This is a genomic window from Caulobacter sp. UNC358MFTsu5.1 (genome assembly GCF_000712075.1).
Classification (GTDB): domain Bacteria; phylum Pseudomonadota; class Alphaproteobacteria; order Caulobacterales; family Caulobacteraceae; genus Caulobacter.
Map to the genome: position 1 here is coordinate 449,939 of NZ_JONW01000006.1, position 25,397 is coordinate 475,335.

Below are 25,397 nucleotides of genomic sequence, written 5' to 3' on the forward strand. Positions count from 1 at the left end.
ACGCATGGGCGGATCGGCGCATGCGGGGCTGGTCGGGGCCTGGGCGGCCGGCTGGGCGCTGTCGCGCGGCGTCGCCGCGCCGATCCCGGCGGCGGGCGGCCATCGGATCGTGGTGGGCGAACCCGGACACGCCGAACGCTATGTCTTCCCGGCCCTGGACGCGCCGGCCCTGTCGGACCTGGCGGCGGGGATCATCGCGCCGGGGATCTTCCTGAAGGCCTTCTGCGCGCCCGAGGCGCTGCTGGCGGCCGTCGACGCGCGCTGGCGGCCGCAGGCGTCCGGCGACCTGATGGCCATCGACCTGGCCGCCGTTCCGCCGCCCGCCGCGCCGGCGGCGGGTTACGTCCAGGACCTCCGCGCCGAGGGGGCGGTGCTGGTCGTCGAGGTCCACGACGCGGAAGGCGGATTGGCGGCTTCGGGCCGCGCGGCCCTGACCGGAGCCTTCGCCGTGTTCGACAAGATCGTCACCGACCCGGCGCACCAGCGGCGCGGCCTAGGACGGATCGTGATGGGCGTCCTGGGCGAACGGGCCCGGGCCCTGGGCGCGGGCCAGGGCGTGCTGGTCGCCACGCCGGAGGGGCGGGCGCTGTACGAGGTGCTGGGCTGGCGCTTCGAGGGGCGGATGGAAACGGTGGTGATCCCGGACGAGGCGAACTGATCGGCGACGAAGAGTCGCCGGCCTACAGCAGGCCGTGGGCGCGCGCCTCGAACACGGCCTCGGTCTTCGAGCGGACCTCCAGCTTGGTGTAGATGCGCCGCACGAAGGTCAGGACCGTGTTGCGCGACACGCCCATCAGCTCGGCGATCTCGTCGAACGAGAAGCCGCGCGTGATCAGTTGCAGCGTCTCCTTCTCGCGCTCCGACAGGCTGGGCGTCTCGGCCCTGGCGCCGTCGTCCTCGGTCGGCGGCGGTTCGGGGCGGAAGCGCATCAGCACCTGCCGCGCGATCCGCGGGCTGATCGGGCTGCCGCCGCCGTGCAGGACCCGGATGTCCTCGGGGATGGCCGGCAGGGGGCTGTCCTTGAGCAGATAGCCGCTGGCGCCGGCCTCGATCGAGGCGATGACGTGGTTCTCGTCGGCGAAGGTGGTCGACACCATGATCGCGCAGTCGGGCCACAGGGCGTGGGCCTGGCGGATCACGTCGATGCCCGAGCCGTCGGGCAGGCCCAGGTCCACCACCAGCACGTCGGCGGCCGAGCCGTCCAGCAGGGCCCGCGCCTCGGCCACCGTGGCTGCGACGCCGGCGACGGCCAGGTCGGGCGCCTGCGCCAGGGCCGAGCGGAACGCGTCCTGGAACGCGGCGTCGTCCTCCACCAGGATCACCCGGAGCGGCGGTCGCGCGGCTTCGGCGCTCATTTCCCTCTCCCTGCTCGTCGGACGTAGGTCCAGGCCGCGTAAGGATTCGCAGAGCCTGCGCCAGATGACGTCATCATATCTAGCGACAGGGCGAACGTTGATCTGAGAACGCCGTCGCGGCAACTAGACGTTGCTCGCGCCGCGGCGTCGCGGGGCGCGCCTCAAGAAGACCAGAACCAAGCTCGCGCGGGGGGCGCAGGGCAGGGGGCGCCGAAGCGGCCGCCTCCTGCCCCCAGGGCTTCAGGTCCGCCAGCGCAGCGTCGTCTCTTCCACCGGGTTGCGGAACGGCCGGCGCTCGTGGCGGCTGGCGTTCCATTCGCGCTTGAGCTGGTGGTACCAGCGGCCCTGCTGGTCGGCGTCGCCCATCCACATCAGCGGCGGGTTGTCCCGCAGGCCCCGGGTCTGGGCCTCGACGATCCGGCCGTCCTGGCGCAGGAAGGCGCGGGCGGCCAGGCGGATCACCGGATAGAGGGCGGTGAAGGCCGGGTGGTCGGACCAGATGATCTGGTTCATCCGGGTCTTGCCGGCGTTGATCGGGGTCATGGCCGACAGGGCCAGCACCTGGCGCTCGCCGACCTTCACGTGCTCCCAGCGCAGCCCCGGCAGTCGGAAGGTGATCTCGGTCAGGGGCTCGCCGCCCAGGATGGCGTAGGCCTTGGAGTTCTTGCTGGGCTCGTGCCGCACCATGGTGAAGCCGGCCTCGGACGGGGCGAAGGCCTTCTTCTTCTCGTGCTGGCTGGCGCCGGTGCGCCACCACCACTGCTGGTGCACATAGGGGCCGTGGGCCGGGTCGATCAGGCCCAGCACCGCGTGGTCGATGTGGATGTCGTAGTCCAGGTGATCGACCAGCTTGGGCTTGCCGCCGACCACGCCCGGGATCGTCGGGGGAGGGAAGGGCGGCTGGCCCTCGAAACGCGGGTCGGCCGACATCCAGATCCACACCAGGCCCTGGGCCTCGACCAGCGGATAGGTCCGTACACGGACCTTGGTGATGTCCAGCGGGTTGTCGGCGGTCAGGGAGGGGATCTTGGCGCAGGCCCCGTCGGTGCGGAACCGCCAGCCGTGATAGGGGCATTCGACGCTTTCCCCGCCGCCATACTCGCCATTGGGTGGCTCTTCGCGGACCTTGCCGGCCGACAGCTTGGCGGCGCGGTGCGGGCAGACGTCGCGCAGGGCGTAGACGGCACCGGCCTTGGTGCGGCCGATCATGACCGGCTGCCCCAGATACTCCCGGCTTTCCATCTTGCCCGGCTTCAGGTCGGGCGACAGGGCCGCCACGTACCAGGCGTCCATGACGAAGCCCTCGCCGAATTTCACGGCCTTGGAAGCCGGCCGAGCGGCCAGCACCTGCGCGTCGTCAGCCATGTGGTACGCTTGCCCCCCGACACGCCCCCGCGCGCCGTCCCCGGGGCAGTAGGCGCCATGGCGAAGCTGGCGTCCAGCGCCCACAACCCTGCATTCCGTGAAGAGTTTGTGGCGCCTTCCCGAACCCTCGCCCGCCGGGCGAGGGTTCGGGAAGGCCGGCGCCTACTTCGCCGCCGCCGTCTCCACCAGGCGCTGGTAGAACCGCACCATGCGTTCGACATTGGCCAGCGTCATGTGCTCGTTGGTGCCGTGGATCATCTCGGTGTCCTTCACCGCCAGCTGCAGCGGCTGGAACTTGTAGATGTCGTCGGCGATCGGGCCCATGTAGCGGCTGTCGCTGGCGGCGGTCATCAGGGCGGGGGCCACGGGGGCCTTGCTCTCATCGCCGGCCAGGGCGGCCAGGGTCTTCCAGCCCTCGGAGGTGGTCGAGGCCACCTTGCTGGGCTCGTCCGGGGCCTTCACCCAGGCCAGCTTGACCGGCAGGTCGCCGACCGCGCTCTTGGCCCGGGCCATCACGTCGGCCGAGGTGTCGCCGGGCGCGATACGGTAGTTGATCCAGGCCGTGGCGTCCTGCGGCAGGACGTTCTCCTTGGGCGAACCCTTCAGCATGGTCGGGGCGATGGTCGTGTGCAGCATGGCCGCGCCCGCCGGGGTCTTGGCCGTCTGGCTGATCAGCAGCGGCGAGAACAGCCAGGTGTTGGCCGCCGCCATCTTGATGGTCGTCGAGCTGTGCGGGGCCAGGCTCTTGAGCATGTCGGCGCCGGGGCCGCTGAACTTCATCGGGAAGGCGTTGTCGTTGATGGCCAGCACGGCCTTGGCCAGGGTGGCCACCCCCGTCTGGGGAGGCGGGGCCGACGAGTGGCCGCCGACGGCCGGGGCGGTGACGGTCAGGGTGGCGTAGCCCTTCTCGGCCGTGGCGATCAGGGCCACCGGCTTCTTGGTCACCGGATGGTCCTCGACCACCACCATGCCCTCGTCCAGCACGAACTGGGCCTTGACGCCGCGCGACTTCAGCAGGGCCGCCGCCGCCCGGGCGCCGACGCCGCGCACCTCCTCGTCGTGGCCGCTGACCACGATCACCGTGCGCTTGGGGGTGAAGCCGGCCTTGGCCAGGCCGTCCAGGGCCTCGAACAGGGTGACCAGGCTGCCCTTGTCGTCGATCGAGCCGCGGCCCCACACCGCCCCGTCGGCCACCACCCCGTCGAACGGCGGATGGGTCCAGGCGCCCTCGCTGCCCGGGGTGACCGGCACCACGTCCTGGTGGGCCATCAGCACGATGGGGGCGAGGCTCCGGTCGGTCCCCTGCCAGGTGTAGACCAGGGCGTGGCCGGCCACGACCTCGCGGGCCATCACCCGGTGGGCGTCCGGATAGGTGGCCTGAAGCCACGCGTGGAGCTTGTCCCACTCGCCGGGCTGGTCCTCGGCGGCGTCCTGATGGCTGACGGTCTGGAAGCGCACGGCCTCGCCCAGGTGGCGGGCGGCCAGGGCCACGTCGACGGGCCGGGCCGAGGCCAGGTGGATGCTGGAGGTGTCGACCGCCGCCGGCGCCTTGAACGTCGCCGTCCGCACCGCCACCACGGCCCCGACCGCCAGCACCAGACCCACGGCCGTCAGCGCCGTCCTGCTCTTCCAGCCCATGTCGCGAACTCCCCGAACGCTTGTTTGGAGGGACTGTGCGATGGGTTGGGGGAACTGCCAACCCCCTTCCCCGTCATCCTCGGACTTGTTCCGAGGACCCCTGTTTCAACCGAGAAGAAGGTTGATCCGTGTAACGGGGCGCCGGCGGTCCACTTCCAAGCGGCAACTCGACGGACCTAGGGGGCCTCGGAACAAGTCCGAGGATGACGGAGGGAGGGAAAGCGCGGCCAGGCCCCCGCCCTCACTCCCCCTCGATCGACCGGATCACCCGCGCCGGATTGCCGCCGACCAGGGTGTTGGCCGGGATGTCCTTGGTCACTACCGACCCCGCCGCGACGACGGAATTCTCGCCCACCGTCACTCCGCCGATGATCGTGACCCCCGCGGCGATCCACACGCCGCGCTCGATCGTGATGGGTCTGGCCGTCACGAACGCGGTGCGCTGCGAGGGCGCGACGGGATGGCCTTCGGTGATCAGGCTGACATTGGGGCCGATCAGCACGTCGTCGCCGATCGTGACCGGCGCCAGGTCGTAGATCGTGCAGTTCTGGTTGATGAACACCCTTTGGCCGACGGCGATGTTCCTGCCGCAGGTGGTGTGGAACGGCGGCAGCAGGCGGAACTGGTCGTCCAGGTCGCGGCCCGTCAGCTCGGCGAACAGCCGCCGGATCTCGTCGGCGTCGTCCATGGTCAGGCGGTTGAGGGCCGGGGTCAGGCGCATGGCCCGCTGGACGTCGGCGACCATGGCGCGGGACTCCGGCGTCCGCCGGGCGATCCTGATCTCGTCGTCGCGCTGGGGCATGGTTGTCTTTCCGATTCGATTCGCCCAGCTTACGCGTGGCTTGGCCGAAGACGGCGGGTCGGCGAAGGGGCAATGACGGATTCATCAAGGACGGCCCCAACGCGGGGCTTCAGCCGCCGGACGTTGATCGGCCTGTTCCTCGGCGTCGCCGGCGGCCTGCCCTCGGTCGCGAACGCCATAAGCTTTCGCGCCCCTGAATTCTGGCTCCACTTTCCACCTGACTCCGCCGACCTTTCACCCACGGCGATGTCGGTTGTTCGGGACACCAAGGCGTATTTCGACGGAGCGAGAGCCGAGCCCAATTCGCGCAACATGTGGTGCCACATCATGGGTGGGGTCGATGGCGCGGAGTTTTCCAAGGGACTGCAGCGCCTCGCGCTGGAGCGGGCGACGTCGGTTGCCCGCGCCCTGGAGACTCTTGGACTCGCCCCTGGGGACTGCTTCCCGACCCGCCTCGCTGGACCCACCCCTTTTGTGCCGAGCCAGCCCGGCAAGGCCGAGGACTTCAATCGCGTCGTCGTGATCACCCTGTACCCCGGCATGGCGCCCATCGGGAACTAGTCGACGGTGAAGGCGGGCGCCTCGCGCATTTGCCTTGCGCCCCCCGCTCGCGCATAGGCTGGCGCGTGATTCCAGCGAAGGTCTCGAGAGCGGCATGAGCGTCCTGGTCCTCGGAGGGACGGGTTTCATCGGCGGGCCGACGGTCGCGCGGCTGCTGGCCGACGGGGTCGAGACCGCCGTCGCCCATCGCATGTCCCATGAGGACGCCCGCGCCGCCCCGGCCGGCGCCGCGTCCGTCGTGCTGGACCGTCGCGACCCGGCGGCGGTGCTGGCCGCCGTGCGCGACCTCAAGGTCGACACCGTGGTCGACCTGATCGCCTATACTCGGGCCGACACCCTGCCGCTGCTGGACGCCCTGGCGGGCGAGATCGGCCGCTACGTGCTGGTCAGCTCGGTCGACGTCTATCGCAACTACGAGGGCCTGCACCGCCGGGGCCGGCCGACGCCGATCTGGGACCGCCTGACCGAGGACGCCGAGCTGCGCGCCAGCCGCTTCCCCTACCGCCTGGCAAAGCCCCGAGCGGCGAGCGATCCCCAGGCCTGGATGGACGACTACGACAAGATCCCCCTTGAGGAGGCGGCGCGCGCCGCCGGCGGGTTCGAGGCGACCATCCTGCGCCTGCCGATGGTGTTCGGGCCGGGCGACCGGCAGCGGCGGTTCTCGTGGGCGATCCGGCCGATGGCCCAGGGCCGGCCGCGGATCGTGATCCCCCACCCGTGGGCCGGCTGGCGGGCGACCTTCGGCTATGTCGACGACGTGGCCGCCGGGATCGCCCTGGCGGCGGTCCACCCCCGGGCGGGCGGCGAGACCTTCAACCTGGGCCGCGCCAACACCCCGACCAACATCGCCTGGGCGGCGTCGTTCGCCGAGCACCTGAACTGGCCCGGCGAGGTCCAGCTGGCCCATCCGGACGTGGCGCGCGGGGCCCTGGCCAAGGCGGTCTCGGGCCTGGACCTGGGCTATCCGCTGTTCGTCGACAACGCCAAGATCCGCCGCCGGCTGGGCTATGCCGAGGTCACCGACTTCGACGAGGCCCTGGCGCGGACCGTGGCCGACGAGATGGCGCGGTGAGGGCGTAACCCCTCACCCTCCCACGCCTGCGACGCGGGCCCCGCCCTCTCCCTCTGGGAGAGGGAGTTCTTTGAGCGTACCCTCGCTCCGAGAGGGGCGCTCATGACTTCATCCAGAACCTGGCCCGCCTGGCTGGTCTGCCTGCTGGCGGCGATGATCGAGGGGTTCGACATCCAGTCCATGGGCGTGGCCGCGCCGCGCATGCTGCCGGCCCTGCACCTGTCGCCGGGCCAGGCCGGGTGGGCGTTCAGCGCCAGCCTGATCGGCCTGATGGTCGGGGCCAGCTTCGGCGGGGTGGTCGCCGACCGGGTCGGGCGGCGGCCGGTGCTGACCGTCTCGGTGGCGGCGTTCGGGGTGTTCTCGCTGGTCACGGCCCTGGCGAGCGGCTTCGCGCCGCTGCTGGTCGTTCGCTTCCTGACGGGCCTGGGCCTGGGCGGAGCCATGCCGATGCTGATCGCCCTGGCTTCCGAGCGCGCCAGCCCGGCCCGCAAGGCGACCATGGTGGCCCTGATCGCCGGCGGCATGCCGCTGGGCGGGGCGGTGGCGGGACTGGTGGCCCGCACGCCCGCGGCCCTGGACGACTGGCGGACCATCTTCCTGGTCGGCGGCCTGGTCCCGCTGGTGGTCGCGCCGTTGCTCTATCTCGTGCTGCCGGTCGGACGCCCCGACCGCGCCGACCATCGGCCGGGCGCCGCGGCCGGGGCGCTGTTCGGGACCGGGCGCTGGCCGGCCACCGCCTGCATCTGGGTCAGCTACGCCCTGGTCGCCCTGACCCTGCACCTGCTGCTGAACTGGCTGCCGACCCTGATGGTGGCGCGCGGCCTGCCGACCGGCTTCGCCTTCCTGGTCTCGACCCTGTTCAACCTGGGCGGGGCCAGCGGCGGGCTGGCGTTCGGGGCGGTGGTCGACCGGCTGGGCGCGCGCGGGCCGCTGTTGGCCGGGTTCGCCGGCCTGGCCGTGGCCCTGGTGCTGATGGCCGGCGCCGGCGGCCAGGCGCCGATCGCCATCCTGGCCTTCACCGCCGGCTTCCTGCTGATGGGCGGGCAATTCACCCTCTACGGCCTGACCCCGCCCTACTACCCCGCCGTCGTGCGGGCCACGGGCGTGGGGGCGGCGGTGGCGGCCGGCCGCGTGGGCTCGATCTTCGGACCCCTGGCGGCGGCCGAGCTGATCGGCGGCGGAGCCAGCGGCGCGGCGGTGGTCGGGGCGCTGGTGCCGGTGGTGGTCGTGGCGGGCGCGGTGGCGGTGGGGCTGACGTTCTTCGCGAAGCCGACCGACTAGGACCGGGGACATGCCCTTGCGGCGTGTCCCCAGCTTTCGCACCGAGCCAAGCGGTTGGGGACACGCCGCAAGGGCATGTCCCCGTCAGCAGTCACCCCAGCTCCACCACCTCCTCGAACGTCCGCAGGCCCGGGCGCTGGGCGCAGACCAGCACCGCCATGTTCCCGGGCAGGTGCTGGTTGGCCAGCATCTTCTCGTGGGCGGCGGGGATCTGGTCCCAGGGGAAGACCTCGGACAGGCAGGGGTCCACCCGGCGGTCGATGACCAGCTGGTTGGCGGCGCTGGCCTGCATCAGGTTGGCGAAGTGGCTGCCCTGGACGCGCTTCTGGCGCATCCACAGGAAGCGGGCGTCCATGGTCAGGTTGAAGCCGCTGGTGCCGGCGCAGATGGCGACCATGCCGCCGCGCTTCACCACGAACACCGAGACCGGGAAGGTCGACTCGCCCGGGTGCTCGAACACCAGGTCGACGTCCTTGTTGCCGGTGACCTGCCAGATGGCTTTGCCGAACTTGCGGCTCTCCTTCATGTAGTCGGCGAACTCGGGGCCGTTGACCTTGGGCAGCTGGCCCCAGCAGTTGAATTCCTTGCGGTTCAGCACCGCCTTGGCGCCCATGCTTTTGACGAAGTCGATCTTGTCGTCGTCGCTGACCACGCCGATGGCGTTGGCCCCGGCCACGGCGGCCAGCTGCACGGCGAAGACGCCCAGCCCGCCCGACGCGCCCCAGACCAGCACGTTCTGGCCGGGCTTCAGCTCATGCGGCTTGTGGCCGAACAGCATGCGGTAGGCGGTGGCCAGGGTCAGGGTGTAGCAGGCGGCCTCTTCCCAGGTCAGGTGGCGCGGGCGCGGCATCAGCTGGCGCGACTGCACCCGGCAGAACTGGGCGAAGCTGCCGTCCGGCGTCTCGTAGCCCCAGATGCGCTGGCTGGACGAGTACATCGGGTCGCCGCCGTTGCACTCCTCGTCGTCGCCGTCGTCCTGATTGCAGTGGATGACGACCTCGTCGCCCAGCTTCCAGCGCTTGACCTTGGCGCCCACCTTCCAGACGATGCCGGAGGCGTCCGAGCCGGCGACGTGGAAGGGCTGCTTGTGGCCGTCCAGCGGGCTGATCGGCTCGCCCAGGGCGGCCCAGACGCCGTTGTAGTTGACGCCGGCGGCCATCACGAGCACCAGCACCTCGTCCTCGCCGATCTCCCAGGTGGGCACGACCTCGACCCGCATGGCGTCGGACGGCTTGCCGTGACGCTCCTTGCGGATGGCCCAGGCGTACATGGTCTTGGGCACGTGGAAGGCCGGCGGAATCTCGCCGATCTCGTAGAGGTCCTTCGGCGCGGGCTCGGCCGTACCTTGCGTGGCGGTGCTCATCTCACTCCCCGGTCTTTTCGGCGCTGCAACACAACGCGCGATCGGCTCTCTGCGCTCCGTGGACCGTTCGGGCGGTCCATCCTTATGGGGCTCCGTCGCGGAAAGGCCGCGCCGAAGCCACCAAGCTGTGACAAGCGTTTAACTCTGGCAAGCGGAAAATTGTTGCATCGCAGCATGGTTGCGCGCGAAACCATCATTCTCTTCTGATCCGCTCATCCCGGCGAATGCCGGGACCCAGATCCCATGGCGGCGAGGCTGATTGGAAGGGCGCGACGCTCGTGGCGTCAGCCTCAAAGCCATTCCATCTGGGTCCCGGCATTCGCCGGGATGAGCGGAGAGAAAATGGCTCAGCTTTCCAAACCCGCGCGCATCGGCCACGTTCCCCCGATGAGCGCGATGATCCACGTCACCCGCCCCACCGGCTCGATCCTGCTGCTGGAGCTGGACGCCCCGCCGGCCAACGCGCTGGGGCTGGCCGTGCGGGCCCAGCTGGTGAAGATCCTCGACGAGATCACCGCCGACCGCGAGACCCGGGCGATCGTGCTGACCGGCCGGGGCGGGGTGTTCTGCGCCGGCGACGACCTGCGCGAGGCCCACGGCCGGTCGGCCCCCGACGCCCTGGCGGCGGTCGAGAACTTCAACCGGCTGATGGACTGGATCGAGGGTCTGCGCACGCCCACCATCGCGGCCATCGACGGCTGGTGCTTCGGCGGCGGGCTGGAGCTGGCCCTGGCCTGCGACATCCGCCTGGCCAGCGACCGGGCGGTGTTCGCCGCCTCGGGGGTCAATATCGGGCTGATGGCCTCGGTCACGCGCCTGCCCCGGCTGATCGGCGTGGCGCGGGCCAAGGCCCACCTCTTGACCGGCGCCCAGTTCGGACCCGAGCGGGCCATGGCCGATGGGATCGTCACCGCCGTCCATGCGCCCGAGCGCCTGCTGCCGGAAGCCTTCCACCTGGCCGAATGGATCGCCTCCCGCGCACCCCTGGCGGTGGAGGCCACCAAGCGGGTGGTGGACGGCCGCTCCTATGTCGAGGAGGAGCTGCCGGCCCTGGTGGCCAGCGCCGACCATCGCGAGGCGATCGCGGCCTTCATGGCCAAGCGGGCGGCGCTGTTCAAAAGGGGGTAGGGGCGACCATGCACAAGGTCGTCATCCCGGAAGCCTCGCAGAGGCTGTCCGGGACCCAGGGGGCTGGGCGAAGGGGGTGCGGTTCACCTGGGTCCCGGACAAGCGCTGCGCGCTTTCCGGGATGACACGAAGAGGGGACAAGGTTCGCGTTCCACGGTCCCACCGTATTTCCACCGGCCCGCCCCCCGGACGTGGTAGGGTGACCCCAAGGCGCTAGGACGCGCCGCCGGCGAGTGTCGGCCCGCTTGGCGGGTCGTCTCGACGCACCCCGGAAAGGGGTCGCATGACCGTCAGTCGCCACGACCAGCGCCCCTCACGGACCTGACATCGCCCCTCCGCCGCGCGCGTCGCGCCGGGCCGCCCGGCCCGGACGCCCGATCGCGCGCGTCCCGCCCTCCGAAAAGGAACGCCCCATGTCCAAAGGCAATCGCGAAGTCCGCAAGCCCAAGACCGCCAAGCCCAAGGTGATCGCCGCCGCCGCCCCGACCCTGCTGTCGACCCTGACCGCCAAGAAGAAGTAGCCCCATGAAGACCTATACCGGCACCCGCCCTCCGGGCCCCAAGGGCCTGAACGATCCCCGCTCGACCGGCAGCCAGCCTTCGCGGCCCCGGCCGATCGATCCCGACGCCCTGCGGGGGACCAAGACCTGATGGCCATGAACGACACCAAGGGCGCCGGCCTGGCCGACCGGCTGAAGACGGCCGCGGAGGCCAAGCAGGCCCTGCTCGCCAAGTTCAGGCCCAAGCCGGCCGTGGCCGATCCGCTGTTCGCCGAGCGCGGCGTCGAGGCGGCGGCCGAGCTGAAGGCCGTGCGCGCCGAGCGCCAGGCGGCCCGGACGGTCCGGAAGGCGGCCGCCGACGCGGTCGCCGCCGAAACCGCCGCCGCGGCCGGCCAGCGCGCCGAGCGCAAGCGCGCCAAGGCCCCGACCGAGGCCGAGGCCAAGGACAGGCGCGACGCCCGCTACGCGGCCCGCAAGTCGCGCCAGTGAAGGCCCCCTTCTGATGGCAAGCCGCGCGCCGGTCCCGGTCTCGCCGTTCGGGTCGCAGGACTACGAACTGCTGTGCGAGAACCTGGCCACCCTGCGCGAGGCCCATATCCGCTCGCGCGACGCCCGGCCGATGCGGGTGGGCGACCTGTGCACGATGGCCCAGGACGACGAGGTCTACGAGCTGGTGGTCACCGACTTCACCGATCGCGGCGCCGAGGGCTGGAGCGTCTGCTGCCGCATCATCGAGGCGCACCGTCGATGAGCGCCCGGGGCGGACGGCGACGGCGGGCGCGGGGCGAGGGTCCCCGCCGGATCGCGCCCCAGCGCCGGATCGGCGGCCTGATCCGCTGGCAAGCCTCCCCGCGCCGGGGTAGCGCGCGGCCGGGCCTGTGGATCGCCGTGGGCGTCGCCGCCGTGCTGCTGACCCTGGCCCTGATCGCCGCCCGCACGGCCGGCTGGCTGCATTGGGGAAGCCTGCTGATCATGGTCCCGGCCGGAATGCTGCTGGCGGTGTTCGGCGCCGGACTGATCGCCCTGCTGCGCCGCGCCTTGGCGTGGCTGGCGGGGTAGGGCCGGCCCTACCTTCTCCTTTCCACCGTCATCCCGGGCCTTGTGCCCGGGACCCCTGTTTCAGCTCGCACGTGAAGCGCATTGGCGCGCCGGCGCGCCACTCATCCGCACCTGCGGCGGATAGAGGGATCCCGGGCACAAGGCCCGGGATGACGGTGGAGTATAGGTGCGTACCTCATTCAAGGTACCGGTACCTTTTTCGCTGTCCCGCACGCGCAAGCTGTGTCTAGATACCGCCCTGACACCGGTGTCGCACCGGGATGAGACGGCCCTCCAACGGCTGCGGGACAAGGGGAAACGCATGAAGGCTTCAGCAATCGTTCCGTCGAGCCGCGCGCTCGTCCTGGCGGCGGGCCTGGCCCTGGCCCTGACGGCCGCAACCGCCCGCGCCCAGGCCCCGGCGGCCTTCCTCGACCCGTCCCTGAAGCCCGAGGCCCGCGCCGCCGCCCTGGTCTCGGCCATGACGCTGGAGGAGAAGGCTTCCCAGCTGAAGCACGCCGCCCCGGCCATCCCGCGCCTGGGCGTGCCGGCCTACAACTGGTGGAGCGAGGGGCTGCACGGCGTGGCCCGGGCCGGCGAGGCCACGGTCTTCCCGCAGGCCATCGGCATGGCCGCCACCTGGGACGTCCCGAGGATCCACGGCGTGGCCGACACCATCGCCACCGAGTTCCGCGCCAAGTACGTGGAGAAGCGCGCGCCCGACGGCGGCTCGGCCCAGTATCGCGGCCTGACCGTCTGGTCGCCCAACATCAACATCTTCCGCGATCCGCGCTGGGGCCGGGGCCAGGAGACCTGGGGCGAGGACCCCTATCTGACCGGCGAGCTGGGCGTGGCCTTCGCCACCGGCCTGCAGGGAGACGACCCGACCTATTACAAGACCGTCGCCACGGCCAAGCATTTCGCCGTCCACAGCGGGCCCGAGGCGGATCGCCATCGCGACGACATCCACCCCTCGGCCCACGACCTGGAAGACACCTACCTGCCGGCCTTCAAGGCCCTGGTCACCCGGGCCCGGGTGGAGTCGGTGATGTGCGCCTACAACGCCGTCGACGGCGCGCCGGCCTGCGCCAACACCCCGCTGCTGGCCGATCGCCTGCGGCGCGACTGGGGCTTTTCCGGCCACGTGGTGTCGGACTGCGCGGCCATCGCCGACGTCTTCCTGCCCACCTCGCACGGCTATGTGAAGACCGCCGAGCAGGCCGCGGCCGTCAGCATCAAGGCCGGCACCGACCTGTTCTGCGCCGAGTTCGGGCCGGACAAGAGCAGCGACATCGCCCCGATCGTCCAGGCGGTGAAGGACGGCCTCGTCACCGAGGCGCAGCTGGACCAGGCGGTCCGCCGCCTGTTCGTCGCCCGCCTGAAGCTGGGCCTGTTCGATCCGCCTGAGAAGGTGCCGTATTTCAAGATCACCGCCGCGCAGAACGACACGCCCGAGCATCGCGCCCTGTCGCTGGAGACGGCTAAGGCCTCTCTGGTGCTGCTGAAGAACGACGGCCTCTTGCCGCTGAAGACCGCCCCGGCCCGGATCGCGGTGATCGGCCCCAACGCCGACAGCATCGACGCCCTGGTGGGCAACTACAACGGCACGCCGTCCAAGCCGGTCACCGTGCTGGCGGGGCTGAAGGCGCGGTTCCCGGACGCCCGGATCGACTTCGTCGAGGGCACCGGCTGGACCGCCGCCCCGCGCGAGGCCGTGCCGGACTCGGTGCTCAAGGACCTGAAGGTCGAGACCTTCCAGGGGCTGGACCTGACCGGAACGGCCGGCGCCGCCGAGCCGGCGACCAACGCGGCGTTCAGCTGGGGCCGACCGCAGCGGCAGGCGCGGACGACCTCGATGCGCTGGACCGGCACCCTGGTCCCGACCGAGACGGGCGTCCACCGCTTCTCGGTCAGCGGCGAGGGCGGCTACCGGGTGATCGTCGACGGCAAGACCGTGGTCGACGCCTGGACCCGGGCCAAGGACTCCGCGCCCGACGGCGAGGCGGTCCTGACCGCCGGCAAGGCCAGCCGGATCGTGGTCGAGGCCAACCAGTCGGGCGACCGGGGCGAGCTGCGCCTGCAGTGGAGCCGGCCCAGCCGCGGCGCCGACGCGGCCGTGGCCGCCGCCAAGGCCGCCGACCTGGTGGTCTTCGTCGGCGGGCTGACCGCCAGGCTGGAGGGCGAGGAGATGTCGGTGCGGGCCAAGGGCTTCGTCGGCGGCGACCGCACCAGCCTGGACCTGCCCGCCCCGCAGGAGGGCCTGCTCGAGCGCCTGCACGCCACCGGCAAGCCGGTCGTCCTTGTACTGATGAACGGTTCGGCGATGAGCGTGAACTGGGCCGACGCCCACCTGCCGGCCATAATCGAGGCCTGGTATCCGGGCGGCGAGGGCGGCCAGGCCGTCGCCGGCCTGCTGGCGGGCGACTTCAGCCCGGCGGGCCGCTTGCCGGTCACCTTCTACCGCTCGGCCGACCAGCTGCCGTCGTTCAAGGACTACACGATGGCGGGCCGCACCTACCGCTACTTCGGCGGCGAGGCGCTGTACCCGTTCGGCTATGGCCTCAGCTACACGCGGTTCAGCTACGGCGCGCCGGTTCTGGCCCGGACGGCGGTCAAGGCGGGCGAGGACCAGATGGTGGCGGTCGAGGTCACCAATAGCGGCCAGCGCGACGGCGACGAGGTGGTGCAGCTCTATGTCTCGCGCGACGTGGCCGGGGCGCCGGTCCGGGCGCTGAAGGGCTTCATGCGCGTCCACCTGAAGGCGGGCGAGACCAAGCACCTGGCCTTCAAGCTGGACGCGCTGGCGATGAGCACGGTCGCGGCCGACGGCTCGCGCAGCGTCCAGCCGGGACCGGTGAAGCTGTGGATCGGCGGCGGCCAGCCGGTGACCCGGCCGGGGATCGAGCGGGCGCCGGGCGCGGACGCGACGTTCACCGTGGAGGGGACGAAGGCGCTGGCGAACTAGCGCCGACGGGGACATGCCCTTGGGCGTGTCCCCATCAGCGTCCACCGAGGCGCCGCGCTATTCCAAATGGTTGTCATCCCGGAAGCCTCGCAGAGGCTGTCCGGGACCCAGGGGACTGGGCAGATGCGGTGCGGTTCACCTGGGTCCCGGACAAGCGCTGCGCGCTTTCCGGGATGACAACCCAAGTTGGATCAGCATCCACGGCGCCAAGACTTGGGGACATGCCGCAAGGGCATGTCGCCGGCTGTCACACCACCTTCGCCAGCAACCCCAGCTCCCCCGCCTTCAGCACCGCTTCCTGCCGCTTCACCACCCCCAGGCGCTTCTTGGCCGCCTCGATGTGGTGGTGCACGGTGCGGGGCGAGAGGGTCAGGATCGCGCCGATCTCCCAGTCGGTCTTGCCCCGGCTGGCCCAGTACAGGCACTGGGCCTGGCGCTCGGAGATCACCCCGTAGTCGGGCCAAGTCTCGGAGGGCTCGTCCTGCAGCTCCCAGTGCTTGAGCATGATGGTGCCGAACACCGTGGCCAGGCTCTCGACCACGGCGCGGGCGGTGGGGTCGGTGTCGGGCGCCGCGGTGGCCATGCGGATCAGCACCTCGTGGCCGGCCGGGCCGAACACCCGGACCACGTAGCCGTCGTTCATGCCGAACTCGCTGGCCTCGCCCCACATCGCCCGGGCGCGGTTGTCGCCCAGCGGCCTGGCGTCGGTCCAGGCGAAGGCGCGGGTCGATTTCTGCAGCAGCTTGATGCATGGGTCGTGGACCACGTGCCGCTCGCCCCAGTAGCGGGCGTCCCAGGCGTCGAAGTCGCGGCGGCTCAGGGTGGGCGGCTCGCGGCCCAGTTGCTCGGCGTTGATCAGGGTGGCGCAGAAGCGGTCGTAGCCGAAGGCCGCGATCGCCCGGCCGAAATGCGCCTCGACCTCGTCGGGCCCCGCATAGTGCGGCGCCTTGCTGAGGAAGCTCCAGGCTTCCTGTTCGGCGGTGTTCAGCACGTGGAGATACTCAAGCCCCTCGATGGGGTGAGCGTAGGGGATCGCGCGGGGATCGGATAGGGGACAAAGACCCCGTCCCTCCCCACAAGGGGGAGGGAAGGATTATCGTTAAGCCGCCGGCTTGCGCCTAAGCCGCGCCAGCCGCCTGAGCCGCCGCCAGAACCGGGTCTTCTCCGGTTCGGGATAGGGCTGCAGGTTCTTGTAGAACTCCTCGGCGCAGGCGCGCCACGAGAAGCCCTCGGCGAACTTGCGGACGGCGACGTGGTCGATGTCCAGGCACGCCAGGCAGGCCTCGCGCAGGCCGTCGGTCTGGCCGGGGGCCAGGACGCCGGCGCCCGAGCCCGGGATGATGTCGATCGGCCCCGGGGCCGAGAACGCCGCCACCGGCACGCCGGCGGCCATGGCCTCCAGGATCACCAGGCCGAAGGTGTCGGTCAGGGACGGGAAGCAGAAGACGTCGGCGCAGGCGAAGTAGCGGCCCAGCTCCTCGCCGAACTTGGCGCCGGTGAAGACCACGTCCGGATATTTCTCGGCCAGCTCCTCGCGCTGGGGGCCGTCGCCGACGATCACCTTGGTGCCGGGCAGGTCCAGGCTGGCGAAGGCCTCGATGTTCTTCTCCACGGCCACGCGGCCGACATTGAGGAAGATCGGCCGGGCCAGGCCCTCGAACACGTCGGGCTCGCCCTCCTGGCGGGGGCGGAAGACGTCGGTGTCCACGCCCCGGGTCCAGGGCGAGATGTTGCGGAAGCCGTGGCGCACCAGCTCGTCGCGCATGGTGGGGGTGGCCACCATCAGGCGGCCCGACGGCTTGTGGAACCAGCGCATGTAGGTGTAGCCGGCCGACAGCGGCAGCGGCAGGCGCGCGGAGACGTATTCGGGGAACCGCGTGTGGTAGCTGGTCGTGAACGGCAGCTTCCACTCCAGGCAGATGCGGCGGGCGGCCAGGCCGATCGGACCCTCGGTGGCGATGTGGATCGCCTCGGGCTCGAACGACTTGAAGCGCTCCATCACCGGCTCGTAGGCGCCGATGGCCAGCTTGATCTCCGGATAGGTCGGCAGCGGAAAGGTGGGGAACTGGTCGGGGCTGACGACGTCGACCTCATGGCCCATCGCCTTCAGCTCGGCCATCACCTTGGTGAGGGTCCGAACCACGCCATTGACTTGGGGTTCCCAGGCATCGGTTGCGAGTAGTATCCGCATCAGGCGGCGGCAGGCTCCGGTATCGGGGGCTCGAGAGTGAGCGCCCGCGCCCGGTCGATCACCGACCAGGACCTAAGCTTTGACCATTCCAGTATTTCGAGCCGTCCGTCCAGATGCTCCACGAGCGCGGTGCAGCTTTCCACCCAATCGCCGTCGTTCACGTAGAGCACGCCGTCGATCTCGCGCATCTCGGCCTTGTGGATGTGGCCGCAGATGACGCCGTCCACGCCGCGCCGCCGGGCTTCGTCCGCCACGGCGGCCTCGAAATTCTCGATGAACTGCAGGGCGTTCTTCACCTTGACCTTCAGGAAGGCCGACAGGCTCCAGTAGCCGAAGCCCAGCCGGCGGCGGGCGCGGTTGAGCAGGGTGTTGAGCATCAGGATGGTCCGGTACGACCAGTCGCCCAGGAAGGCCAGCCACTTGGCGTGCTGCACCACCCCGTCGAACTCGTCGCCGTGCACCACCAGGTAGCGCTTGCCGTCGGCGGCCTCGTGGATCACGTCGCGGGCCACCACCACCCCGCCGAAGTGCACGCCGCAGAAGTCGCGGACCCGGTCGTCGTGGTTGCCGGGGACGTAGATCACCTCGACGCCTTTACGGGCCAGGCGCAGGATCTTCTGGACCACGTCGTTGTGGCTCTGGGGCCAGTACCAGCCGCTGCGCAGCTTCCAGCCGTCGATGATGTCGCCCACCAGGAACAGCTTGTCGCATTCGACGTGGCGGATGAAGTCCAGCAGCAGCTCGGCCTGGCAGCCGCGGGTGCCCAGGTGGATGTCGCTGATGAAGACCGAGCGGTAGCGGCGGATCTCGATGTCGGTGTCGGTGACCATGTGCCCCTCCAGCGGTTCAGGTCGGCGTTCGGCCTCCGGTCCCCCCGGACCAGCCGTGCCCCGATCGTCCTTGGGGCCATGAGCCGGCGATTAAGCTGATTGCATGTCGCTTTCGTGAAACGGCGATCAGCACACGGCGCGACGCTGCGTCGCACAAGCGCCCGAAATTTCACCATTGGATAAATCTTGTTGGACAAGGCAAAGCTTTGCCAGCCCAATGCTGTTGCAGCGCAACATCGCTTTCACTAGATCAAGGGTCATGGACGCCGCTCGCCTCGCCAAGGACACGCCCAAGTCGCTGAAGACCCGGGCGCGCATTCTCGACCAGGCGATGCGTCTGATCGCCGAGATCGGCTACCACGCCGCGACCAATCCGGTGATCGCCGACGCCGCCGGCCTGACGCGCGGGGCGATGCTCTACCACTTCCCCACCCGCGAGGCCCTGGTCGAGGCGGCCGTGGCCCACGTCCAGGCCGAGCGCTCGGCCCTGTTCCGCGCCGCCGCCGACACCCTGCCCCAGGGCGGCGACGTCACCGAGCACGCGATCGACAGCTACTGGGACCTCTTGCACACCGTGCCGTTCCTGGCCTTCGCCGAGCTGGAGGCCGCCGGCCGCACCGACCCCGCCGTCCAGGCCCTGCTGGCCCCGGCCCAGGCCGAGTTCGACCGCGCCCAGGCGGGCGACCATTTCCTGAAGATCCTCCACGCGGGGGCGGGGCCGAGGTTCCAGGCCTCGCGGGATTTGGCGCGGTTCATGCTGGAGGGCCTGGCCCGGGCGTCGCTGACCTACGACAACGACGGCCGCCGCGAGCGCCTGCTGATGCTGATCAAGCGGGCCACGCACATGCTGAACCGCAAGGGGGACGTGCAGGATCTGTGGCCGGACTGAGGGGGGTGGTGGGGTTGGCTTTCGTCCCATGGCCGACCTTCACTTTATTGGCTATGGGTTGACGACGAAGCCTCCGCGCGGCCGACCGAAAGCTGTTCCCCGATTTTGAATTTCCGCGAGAACGAGGGGTCAGTTTTTTCCGCCCCGCTTCCTTTTCTTTTTCAGATTGAACTCGAACTCGACGACCTGACCTTGCGGGTCGGTGACCGACATTCCCTGATATCGGTTGAAGTACGTCGCCATCGACTCAACGAGTGTCTTCATGCTCTCAAAGCAGGCTTGGACAAGCTCCTCGCAAATCTCGTTCATGGTGATCACGAAGCCGTCGAGCATCCCGTATTCCGCCCGAATACGCTCTTTCAACTCGATCGGAACAGATACGGTCGAAACGCCGTTCTCAACCCTCTCGACCGTCATCATCCGCTGAATCTCTTCTATCTTGGCGCGATACGCGGTCATAGTTTGAAGTACAGAGCGATACCTTCTTTCAATCATCGGAACGCGACTTATTAACTTATACCCCGCTACACGTCTCAAAGCCGCCATTTCATCTTGCGTGAATATCACTTCATCAGGAATATTGGCATAAGCTTGAACGTGAAGGGCAATGAATTCAGCGTTGGAAGCTCGCGCGCGGTCAGAGCCGTCCTTGAAGTGTTCAACGAATCCATGTGCGAATTCGTAGACAGCCGCAATTTTTGCATGAACTTCGACGCAATGGTCATCAGCCTTTTGCCGTTCTTCTCGCTCCTTTTGAGAATTTGTAAGCCACAAGGTGAGAACCACGGCGGCGAGCGTCGAAATGGCACCGATGCCGCCGGACACTAGATCGCCCGTGAAGTCGGATTTCTCTTCCGGCATCTTGGCGACGACAACGGTCAAGGGCTGCTGGGCTATGGCCGGCGTGACTCCCGTCTGCAACGGAACAGCCGGGGGCGGCGCCGTGCTCGCGGACACGGGTGCTGCGGTTACAGGTTTCGGTATGCTCATGGTAGCAAGCTAAACCATAAGCCGTGGCCCGCAACCTGCCCCCAACAAATTCGGGAAGCCAATGGGCCAGCCCGATGCAGTTCAATGTCCGCCTTGGGCGTCGCACAAACTTCCGGAACCTCCCCTCAGCAGAGATCACCGTCCCTTCATCCGCCTCGGCGGATGAGGCCTCACCTTAAACCCTTGGTGGATCGGAGCTCTGGCGTCTGGCCGTGTCAAGGACGGCGCGTCGCGCCGCCGCGACGCGGCCGCCAGGGGCGGTCCTTGACACGGCCAGACGCCAGAGCAGGCTCGCCTCCAAGGGTCTAAGGCGAGGCCTCGCCGCTGCGGGCGGGGTTTTGACGCCACCCACGCCCGTCATCCTCGGACTTGTTCCGAGGACCCCTCTGTCGGCGGGTTTGCCGGTTGAGGGGAGACCGCGGCCTCACCGCTCCACGGATCACCCTTCTTCGCGGCTGAAGCAGGGGTCCTCGGAACAAGTCCGAGGATGACGGACGTGGGGGGAGCGGGAAGAGGGCGGACGGAGCGTGAGGGGAAGCCCCCTAATCCTCGATGACCTCCTCGCCCTGCGCCTTCAGCCGCGCCAGGCCGGCCTTCATCGTCTCCAACTGCTCCGCCGAGTGCCCCGTCCAGCCCGTGACCTCGCCGAGGATCCGCAGCGGGTCGCGCGTGCGGAAGGACTGGCTCGGATTGCCGGGGAACTTCTTGTCGGTGAGGTTGGGGTCGTTCTCCAGCGGGCCGGTCGGCTCGACCACGTAGATGCGGCCCGGCGCGTCGCCCTGGGCCAGTTCCGCGCCCCAGGCGGCCGCGTCCAGGGTGGCGCTGACATAGGCGAAGGCCGCGGGCTGGCGCCGGCCGAAGTTGGAGGCGTGGCCGGGGGCGATCAGGTCGTGGCCCTTCAGGTCGGCCTTGGTGCCGTGGAAGAAAGCCTGGACGAACGGGGTGGCTGCGGTGGTCATCGATCGGGGCCCTTCTGAGATCGGGAACGGAGGTTCCCGCCAGGGCGCCACAGACTGCGCATAAATCGCCGGCCGCCAATTCTTGAACTTGGGTTTTTCAGCCCCAGATCAGTACCAGGCGAGGCGCTCACGGCCGTCCGCGCCGTCCCCCCTTCAGCTTCTCCAGCGCCCGGCGCGTATGCTCGGCTTGAGCCGCCATTGGGGCCGCCACCGGCGCCAGGGCGGCGTTCAGCGGTTCCAGCGACAGGTCGGCGGTCGCCTTCACGGCCTTGGCCGGCGTCGTTCGCGGCGTCGGTTCCAGCAGGGCCACCTTGCGGCCCATGACGGCGATCGCGCCGATGGCCTTGGCCCGGTCGAGGGCCTCGCGGATCTCGGCGGGATCGACGCTGCGTTCGATGATGGCCCAGGCGGCGTCCAGCGCGTCCATGAGCTTGGTCTGCAGGGCCTGGCGCCAGGCGATGGCCGGGGACAGGGGCGGAGCGGGGGTGTGTTGGGTCTGGTTCATGCCGATAGGATGCGCCCGCCCCGGAGGGTGAGGATCGGAAACGTGCGTTTTCGTGTAGCGCGTTGATTTCGTTGAGGGCGGGTTTGGAATTTGTGGGGATAGAGCTCGGGGACATGCACTTGTGCGTGTCCCCATCGTGGGCGCGGCGGTTCTCGTTCTGACCCTCGAGCACCCGTTGGGGACACGCGCAAGCGCATGTCCCCGGCCCGCGCGGGACTCCGCCTTCAGTCCCCGACCCCTGTGGATAACTTCCGCGCCTACGCCTTCAGCGCCTTGGGCAGCACCTGGGCGAAATAGTCCAGCTCGGCCGGGCTGGCCGTGCCCACGCGGATCCAGGTGGGGTGGCGGGGGCTGTCGAACACCCGCACCTCGACGCCCAGGCCGGCCAGGGTCTTCTGGAACGCCAGGTTCGGCCGGCCGCAGTCCACGAACACGTAGGTGCCGTGCGAGGGCAGCCAGGTCAGGCCGTTGGCGCGGCAGATCGCGTAGATCTTCTCGCGGCAGCCCTCCAGATAGGCCTTGGTCCCGGCCAGGTAGGCGGGGTCGCCGTAGCAGGCCAGGGCGGCGGCCAGGCCGGGGCGGCCCTTGTGGGTGGGGATCAGGCCTTTCAGCTGCTTGATCCGCTCCGGCTGGGCGATCACGAAGCCGACGCGCAGGCCGGCCATGCCGTAGACCTTGGAGAAGGTGCGAGCCACGACCACGTCGTGGCCGCCGCGCACCAGATCGACCATCGAGCACCGGACCGGATCGGGGCTGATCTCGATATAGGCCTCGTCGACGATCACCGGGCAGGTCCTGGCGGTCTCGACGCAGAAGGCGCGCAAGCGCTCCGGGTCCAGCAGCAGGCCGGTCGGGTTGTTGGGATTGCAGACGTAGACGGCCCCGGCCCCGGCCTTCCTCGCGCCCAGGGCGGCGAGGTCGATCTGGTTGTCGGCCGCCAGCGGGACCCAGTCCAGTTTCGCGCCCTGGCGCTCGGCGTAGAGCAGGGGCGTGGCATAGCTGGGCTGGGGCGAGACGATCGGGCCCGCCTTGGCGAACGCCGTCGACAGCAGCGACAGGGCCTCCAGCGAGCCGTTGCACAGGCCCACCTGGTCGGGCGAGACGCCTTCCCGTTTCGCGATGGCGGCGACCAGCGGCGGCTCCAGCTCCCAGGCGTAGTAGGCGGCCTCCTCGACGGCCTTAAGCGCCGCCTTCCTGGCCGCGGGGCTGGGGCCGTAGGGGTTCTCGGTGACGCCCAGATGGGCGCGGATGGCGGGCGGGGCGGTCGGATCGACCGAGGTCTCGGCGGCGGCGGCCAACAGGGGAGCCAGCGCCGTTCCGCCGGTCAGGACCGCCAATGCGCTTCGCCGCGTCGTGTCCATCTCTCGATCCCAATACTTGTTGTCATCCCGGACAAGCGCTGCGCGCTTTCCGGGATGACAAAGTTGAAGCGCGGAAGGCAATCGAGCAGCGGACCGTGACAGGATCAACCGCTCTGGATCGGCAGGGCCGTCGTGAACTTGATCTGCTCCATCGCGAAGCTGGACGAGACGTCGGTGAGCGGCGCGGTGGCGATCAGGCGGCGGTAGAAGCGGTCGTAGGCGGCGATGTCGCGGACCACGACCTTGAGCAGGTAGTCGACGTCGCCGCTCATCCGATAGAACTCCACCACCTCGGGCAGGGCCTTGGCGCCGGCGGCGAAGCTCGACAACCATTCTTCGTCGTGGCGGCCGGTCTTGACCGCGACGAACACGGTCAGGGGCAGGTCCAGGGCGTCGCGGTCGATCAGGGCGACCCGGGCGGTGATCACGCCGGAATCCTGCAGCCGCTTGACCCGTTTCCAGCACGGCGTCTGCGACAGGCCCACCCGTTCGGCCAGTTCGGCGATGGGCACGGTGGCGTCCTGCTGCAGGATGGCCAGCAGGCGGCGGTCGATCTGGTCCAGCGGGATCATTCTCTGTGCGGGCCTCGAAGGAGAATGGAATTCTCCTTGGTTACCGCGAAGCCGCAAGTTCGACCATGTCATTCTCGCGAACCAAGCCATCATGGAACGGCGTTCCCCATAGCTGCGAAAAGCGCCATGCTCGACCTCTTCACCCGCCACCCGCGTTCGGTCGACGAGACCTATGCCGAGCACATGGGCGTGGCCTGGAGCTTCGCCTTCCCGATGCTGCTGGGCGGCGCGGCCTGCTTCGTCCACGGGATCTTCCCGTTCCTGTTCGAGACCACCGGCAGCCGCTGCGTGAAGACGCTGTACACGCGCATCGCCAACCGGGGCCGCAAGTCGGCCGGAACCGAGGTCCCGAACTGGGCGGCGTTCGACGCGGTGATCTGATCTGCCCTGACGGGGACATGCCCTTGCGGCGTGTCCCCAGCTTTCGCACCGAGCCAAGCGGTTGGGGACACGCCGCAAGGGCATGTCCCCACTTGTGAGCGGTCACCACACAAGCTTGTCAGAATCCGTCGTCGGCGGAGCAAATTCTCCCCCTTGGCGGCGGCGAGCCGCTGGCCCAAGGTCCGGCCCGAGAGTCGGGAGGACTGAATGAGCTTCTGGAACCGCCGCAAGGCGATCGACACCGCCGGCGGCGACGCCGGCCACGCCCTGAAGAAGACCCTGAGCTGGTACCACCTGGTGGCCCTGGGCGTCGGGGCCGTCGTCGGCACCGGCATCTACACCCTGGTAGGCGACGGCGCCGGCATGGCCGGTCCCGGCGTGATGCTGTCGTTCCTGATCGCGGGCCTGGTCTGCGCCTGCGCGGCCCTGTGCTACGCCGAGCTGTCGACCATGATCCCGACCTCGGGCAGCGCCTACACCTACAGCTACGTGGCCATGGGCGAACCGGTCGCCTGGTTCGTGGGCTGGAGCCTGATCCTCGAATACACCCTGGTCTGCGCCGCCGTGGCGGTGGGCTGGTCCGATCACGCCGCCGGCCTGTTCCGCATGGCGGGCCTGCCGGAGTTCCTGCTGTTCGGCCCGCACCACACCTTCGCCGACGGCACCCACGGCCTGATCAACCTGCCGGCCGTGATCATCTCCATGGCCGTGGCCGGGCTGCTGTCGCTGGGCACCCGCGAGAGCGCGACCGTCAGCATGGTCCTGGTGGTGATCAAGATCTCGGCCCTGATCCTGTTCATCGCCCTGGCCCTGCCGGCCTTCAACGCCGGCCACTTCACGCCCTTCATGCCCAACGGCTTCGGCGCCCACACGCTTCCCGGCGCCGATGAGGCCAAGGTCGGGGTGATGGCCGCGGCCAGCGTGATCTTCTTCGCCTTCTACGGCTTCGACGCGGTCTCGACCGCCGCCGAGGAGACCAAGGATCCCAAGCGCGACCTGACGATCGGCATCGTCGGCTCGATGCTGGCCTGTTCGGTGATCTACATGGTGGTCGCGGCCGCCGCGATCGGCGCCTCGCCCACCGAGGTCTTCTCCAAGGTCGGCGCGCCGCTGGTCTTCATCCTGCAGAGCCTGGGTCATCCGGCCATGGCCCAGGTGGTGGCCCTGGCCGCCGTGGTCGCCCTGCCGACCGTCATCCTGGCTTTCATGTACGGTCAAAGCCGCATCTTCTTCGTGATGTCCCGCGACGGCCTGCTGCCCCCGGCCCTGTCGCGGGTGAACGCCAGGACCGGCACCCCGGTGATCATGACGCTGCTGACCGGCGTCCTGGCGGCGGGCATTTCGGGCCTGCTGTCGCTGAAGGAGATCGCCTCCCTGGCCAACGCCGGCACCCTGGCCGCCTTCATCGCCGTGGGCCTGTCGGTGATCATCCTGCGGGTGCGCGACCCGAGCCGTCCGCGGGTGTTCGCCACGCCGCTGTGGCAATTGGTGGCGCCCGGCGCCATCCTCGGCTGTCTCTACCTGTTCTACAGCCTGCCTTCGAAGACCCAGCGCTACTTCCTGTACGCCCATGTGATCGGGGCGGCCGTGTACTTCCTGTACGGGGTGCGACGCAGCGCCCTGGCGCGGGCCGAGGCCGGAAAGGTGTAGA

General features: G+C 69.7%; 26 protein-coding genes. 13 read left to right on the forward strand and 13 right to left on the reverse strand.

What is annotated here, in order from left to right:
• Positions 1 to 4: 4 nt before the first annotated feature.
• Entirely contained in the window at positions 5 to 658 is a 654-nt protein-coding gene (locus tag BR39_RS0110820; protein ID WP_051695429.1) for a GNAT family N-acetyltransferase, read from the forward strand.
• A gap of 22 nt (positions 659 to 680) precedes the next feature.
• Here BR39_RS0110820 and BR39_RS0110825 read toward each other — a convergent pair whose 3' ends face one another.
• The 4 genes from BR39_RS0110825 to BR39_RS0110840 all read right to left on the reverse strand — a co-directional run bounded on the left by BR39_RS0110825 (position 681) and on the right by BR39_RS0110840 (position 5,160).
• Positions 681 to 1,355, reverse strand: coding sequence for a response regulator transcription factor (locus BR39_RS0110825; protein WP_029911208.1), 675 nt, complete (start codon positions 1,353 to 1,355; stop codon positions 681 to 683).
• A gap of 240 nt (positions 1,356 to 1,595) precedes the next feature.
• Entirely contained in the window at positions 1,596 to 2,720 is a 1,125-nt protein-coding gene (locus tag BR39_RS0110830; protein WP_029911211.1) for an aromatic ring-hydroxylating dioxygenase subunit alpha, read from the reverse strand.
• A gap of 162 nt (positions 2,721 to 2,882) precedes the next feature.
• Positions 2,883 to 4,358, reverse strand: a complete 1,476-nt coding sequence (locus BR39_RS0110835; protein WP_029911213.1) for a M20 family peptidase — start codon at positions 4,356 to 4,358, stop codon at positions 2,883 to 2,885.
• A gap of 241 nt (positions 4,359 to 4,599) precedes the next feature.
• Positions 4,600 to 5,160, reverse strand: coding sequence for a sugar O-acetyltransferase (locus tag BR39_RS0110840; protein ID WP_029911216.1), 561 nt, complete (start codon positions 5,158 to 5,160; stop codon positions 4,600 to 4,602).
• 123 nt (positions 5,161 to 5,283) lie between these two features.
• Between BR39_RS0110840 and BR39_RS0110845 the strand changes: the two genes are divergently transcribed.
• The 3 genes from BR39_RS0110845 to BR39_RS0110855 all read left to right on the forward strand — a co-directional run bounded on the left by BR39_RS0110845 (position 5,284) and on the right by BR39_RS0110855 (position 8,074).
• Positions 5,284 to 5,721 (forward strand): OmpA family protein, encoded by a 438-nt coding sequence (locus BR39_RS0110845; protein ID WP_156035694.1) that lies wholly within the window; start codon positions 5,284 to 5,286, stop codon positions 5,719 to 5,721.
• A gap of 94 nt (positions 5,722 to 5,815) precedes the next feature.
• Entirely contained in the window at positions 5,816 to 6,793 is a 978-nt protein-coding gene (locus BR39_RS0110850) for an NAD-dependent epimerase/dehydratase family protein (RefSeq protein ID WP_029911221.1), read from the forward strand.
• Between the two features lie 102 nt (positions 6,794 to 6,895).
• Positions 6,896 to 8,074 (forward strand): MFS transporter, encoded by a 1,179-nt coding sequence (locus tag BR39_RS0110855; RefSeq protein ID WP_029911223.1) that lies wholly within the window; start codon positions 6,896 to 6,898, stop codon positions 8,072 to 8,074.
• A 91-nt stretch (positions 8,075 to 8,165) separates the two neighbouring features.
• Here the strand turns inward: BR39_RS0110855 and ccrA are convergent, their stop codons facing one another.
• A complete protein-coding gene (gene ccrA, locus BR39_RS0110860; RefSeq protein ID WP_029911224.1) occupies positions 8,166 to 9,437 on the reverse strand; it encodes a crotonyl-CoA carboxylase/reductase in 1,272 nt (423 codons plus the stop codon).
• A 396-nt stretch (positions 9,438 to 9,833) separates the two neighbouring features.
• Here ccrA and BR39_RS0110865 point away from each other — a divergent pair, with 396 nt between their 5' ends.
• From BR39_RS0110865 to BR39_RS0110895, 6 genes are all read left to right on the forward strand, one after another.
• On the forward strand, positions 9,834 to 10,565 hold the full coding sequence (locus BR39_RS0110865; protein WP_029911226.1) for an enoyl-CoA hydratase/isomerase family protein: 732 nt from the start codon (positions 9,834 to 9,836) through the stop codon (positions 10,563 to 10,565).
• Between the two features lie 525 nt (positions 10,566 to 11,090).
• Positions 11,091 to 11,216: a hypothetical protein gene (locus tag BR39_RS26445; RefSeq protein ID WP_156035696.1), complete on the forward strand. Its 126-nt coding sequence runs from the start codon at positions 11,091 to 11,093 to the stop codon at positions 11,214 to 11,216.
• A 5-nt stretch (positions 11,217 to 11,221) separates the two neighbouring features.
• On the forward strand, positions 11,222 to 11,554 hold the full coding sequence (locus BR39_RS0110880; protein WP_029911228.1) for a DUF6481 family protein: 333 nt from the start codon (positions 11,222 to 11,224) through the stop codon (positions 11,552 to 11,554).
• 13 nt (positions 11,555 to 11,567) lie between these two features.
• On the forward strand, positions 11,568 to 11,816 hold the full coding sequence (locus BR39_RS0110885; protein ID WP_029911230.1) for a hypothetical protein: 249 nt from the start codon (positions 11,568 to 11,570) through the stop codon (positions 11,814 to 11,816).
• Positions 11,813 to 12,124, forward strand: coding sequence for a hypothetical protein (locus BR39_RS0110890; protein ID WP_029911232.1), 312 nt, complete (start codon positions 11,813 to 11,815; stop codon positions 12,122 to 12,124). The genes BR39_RS0110885 and BR39_RS0110890 overlap by 4 nt, the downstream gene beginning before the upstream one ends.
• Before the next feature lie 301 nt (positions 12,125 to 12,425).
• Complete coding sequence (locus tag BR39_RS0110895; RefSeq protein ID WP_029911235.1) at positions 12,426 to 15,068, forward strand: glycoside hydrolase family 3 C-terminal domain-containing protein; 2,643 nt, start codon at positions 12,426 to 12,428, stop codon at positions 15,066 to 15,068.
• A 247-nt stretch (positions 15,069 to 15,315) separates the two neighbouring features.
• Here the strand turns inward: BR39_RS0110895 and BR39_RS0110900 are convergent, their stop codons facing one another.
• The 3 genes from BR39_RS0110900 to BR39_RS0110910 form a co-directional block, all read right to left on the reverse strand.
• A complete protein-coding gene (locus tag BR39_RS0110900) occupies positions 15,316 to 16,059 on the reverse strand; it encodes a LuxR family transcriptional regulator (protein WP_029911238.1) in 744 nt (247 codons plus the stop codon).
• A 108-nt stretch (positions 16,060 to 16,167) separates the two neighbouring features.
• Positions 16,168 to 17,259, reverse strand: a complete 1,092-nt coding sequence (locus tag BR39_RS0110905; protein ID WP_029911241.1) for a glycosyltransferase family 1 protein — start codon at positions 17,257 to 17,259, stop codon at positions 16,168 to 16,170.
• Entirely contained in the window at positions 17,259 to 18,089 is an 831-nt protein-coding gene (locus tag BR39_RS0110910; protein WP_029911244.1) for a UDP-2,3-diacylglucosamine diphosphatase, read from the reverse strand. The genes BR39_RS0110905 and BR39_RS0110910 overlap by 1 nt, the downstream gene beginning before the upstream one ends.
• A 259-nt stretch (positions 18,090 to 18,348) precedes the next feature.
• Between BR39_RS0110910 and BR39_RS0110915 the strand changes: the two genes are divergently transcribed.
• Positions 18,349 to 18,978, forward strand: a complete 630-nt coding sequence (locus BR39_RS0110915; RefSeq protein WP_029911246.1) for a TetR/AcrR family transcriptional regulator — start codon at positions 18,349 to 18,351, stop codon at positions 18,976 to 18,978.
• Positions 18,979 to 19,107: 129 nt separating this feature from the next.
• Here the strand turns inward: BR39_RS0110915 and BR39_RS26450 are convergent, their stop codons facing one another.
• From BR39_RS26450 to BR39_RS0110940, 5 genes are all read right to left on the reverse strand, one after another.
• A complete protein-coding gene (locus BR39_RS26450) occupies positions 19,108 to 19,968 on the reverse strand; it encodes a hypothetical protein (RefSeq protein ID WP_156035698.1) in 861 nt (286 codons plus the stop codon).
• 542 nt (positions 19,969 to 20,510) lie between these two features.
• Positions 20,511 to 20,927 carry an NAD(+)--rifampin ADP-ribosyltransferase gene (arr, locus tag BR39_RS0110925; protein ID WP_029911251.1) on the reverse strand — a complete coding sequence of 139 codons (417 nt, stop codon included), beginning with the start codon at positions 20,925 to 20,927 and terminating at the stop codon, positions 20,511 to 20,513.
• Positions 20,928 to 21,054: 127 nt separating this feature from the next.
• On the reverse strand, positions 21,055 to 21,432 hold the full coding sequence (locus BR39_RS0110930; protein WP_029911254.1) for a hypothetical protein: 378 nt from the start codon (positions 21,430 to 21,432) through the stop codon (positions 21,055 to 21,057).
• Positions 21,433 to 21,689: 257 nt separating this feature from the next.
• Positions 21,690 to 22,793: a histidinol-phosphate transaminase gene (locus BR39_RS0110935; RefSeq protein WP_029911257.1), complete on the reverse strand. Its 1,104-nt coding sequence runs from the start codon at positions 22,791 to 22,793 to the stop codon at positions 21,690 to 21,692.
• Positions 22,794 to 22,897: 104 nt separating this feature from the next.
• Positions 22,898 to 23,365 (reverse strand): Lrp/AsnC family transcriptional regulator, encoded by a 468-nt coding sequence (locus tag BR39_RS0110940; protein WP_029911260.1) that lies wholly within the window; start codon positions 23,363 to 23,365, stop codon positions 22,898 to 22,900.
• 126 nt (positions 23,366 to 23,491) lie between these two features.
• Between BR39_RS0110940 and BR39_RS0110945 the strand changes: the two genes are divergently transcribed.
• Both BR39_RS0110945 and BR39_RS0110950 read left to right on the forward strand, forming a co-directional pair.
• Positions 23,492 to 23,746 carry a DUF6356 family protein gene (locus tag BR39_RS0110945; protein ID WP_029911262.1) on the forward strand — a complete coding sequence of 85 codons (255 nt, stop codon included), beginning with the start codon at positions 23,492 to 23,494 and terminating at the stop codon, positions 23,744 to 23,746.
• A gap of 207 nt (positions 23,747 to 23,953) precedes the next feature.
• Positions 23,954 to 25,396, forward strand: a complete 1,443-nt coding sequence (locus tag BR39_RS0110950; RefSeq protein ID WP_029911267.1) for an amino acid permease — start codon at positions 23,954 to 23,956, stop codon at positions 25,394 to 25,396.
• The last annotated feature ends 1 nt before the right edge of the window (position 25,397 follow it).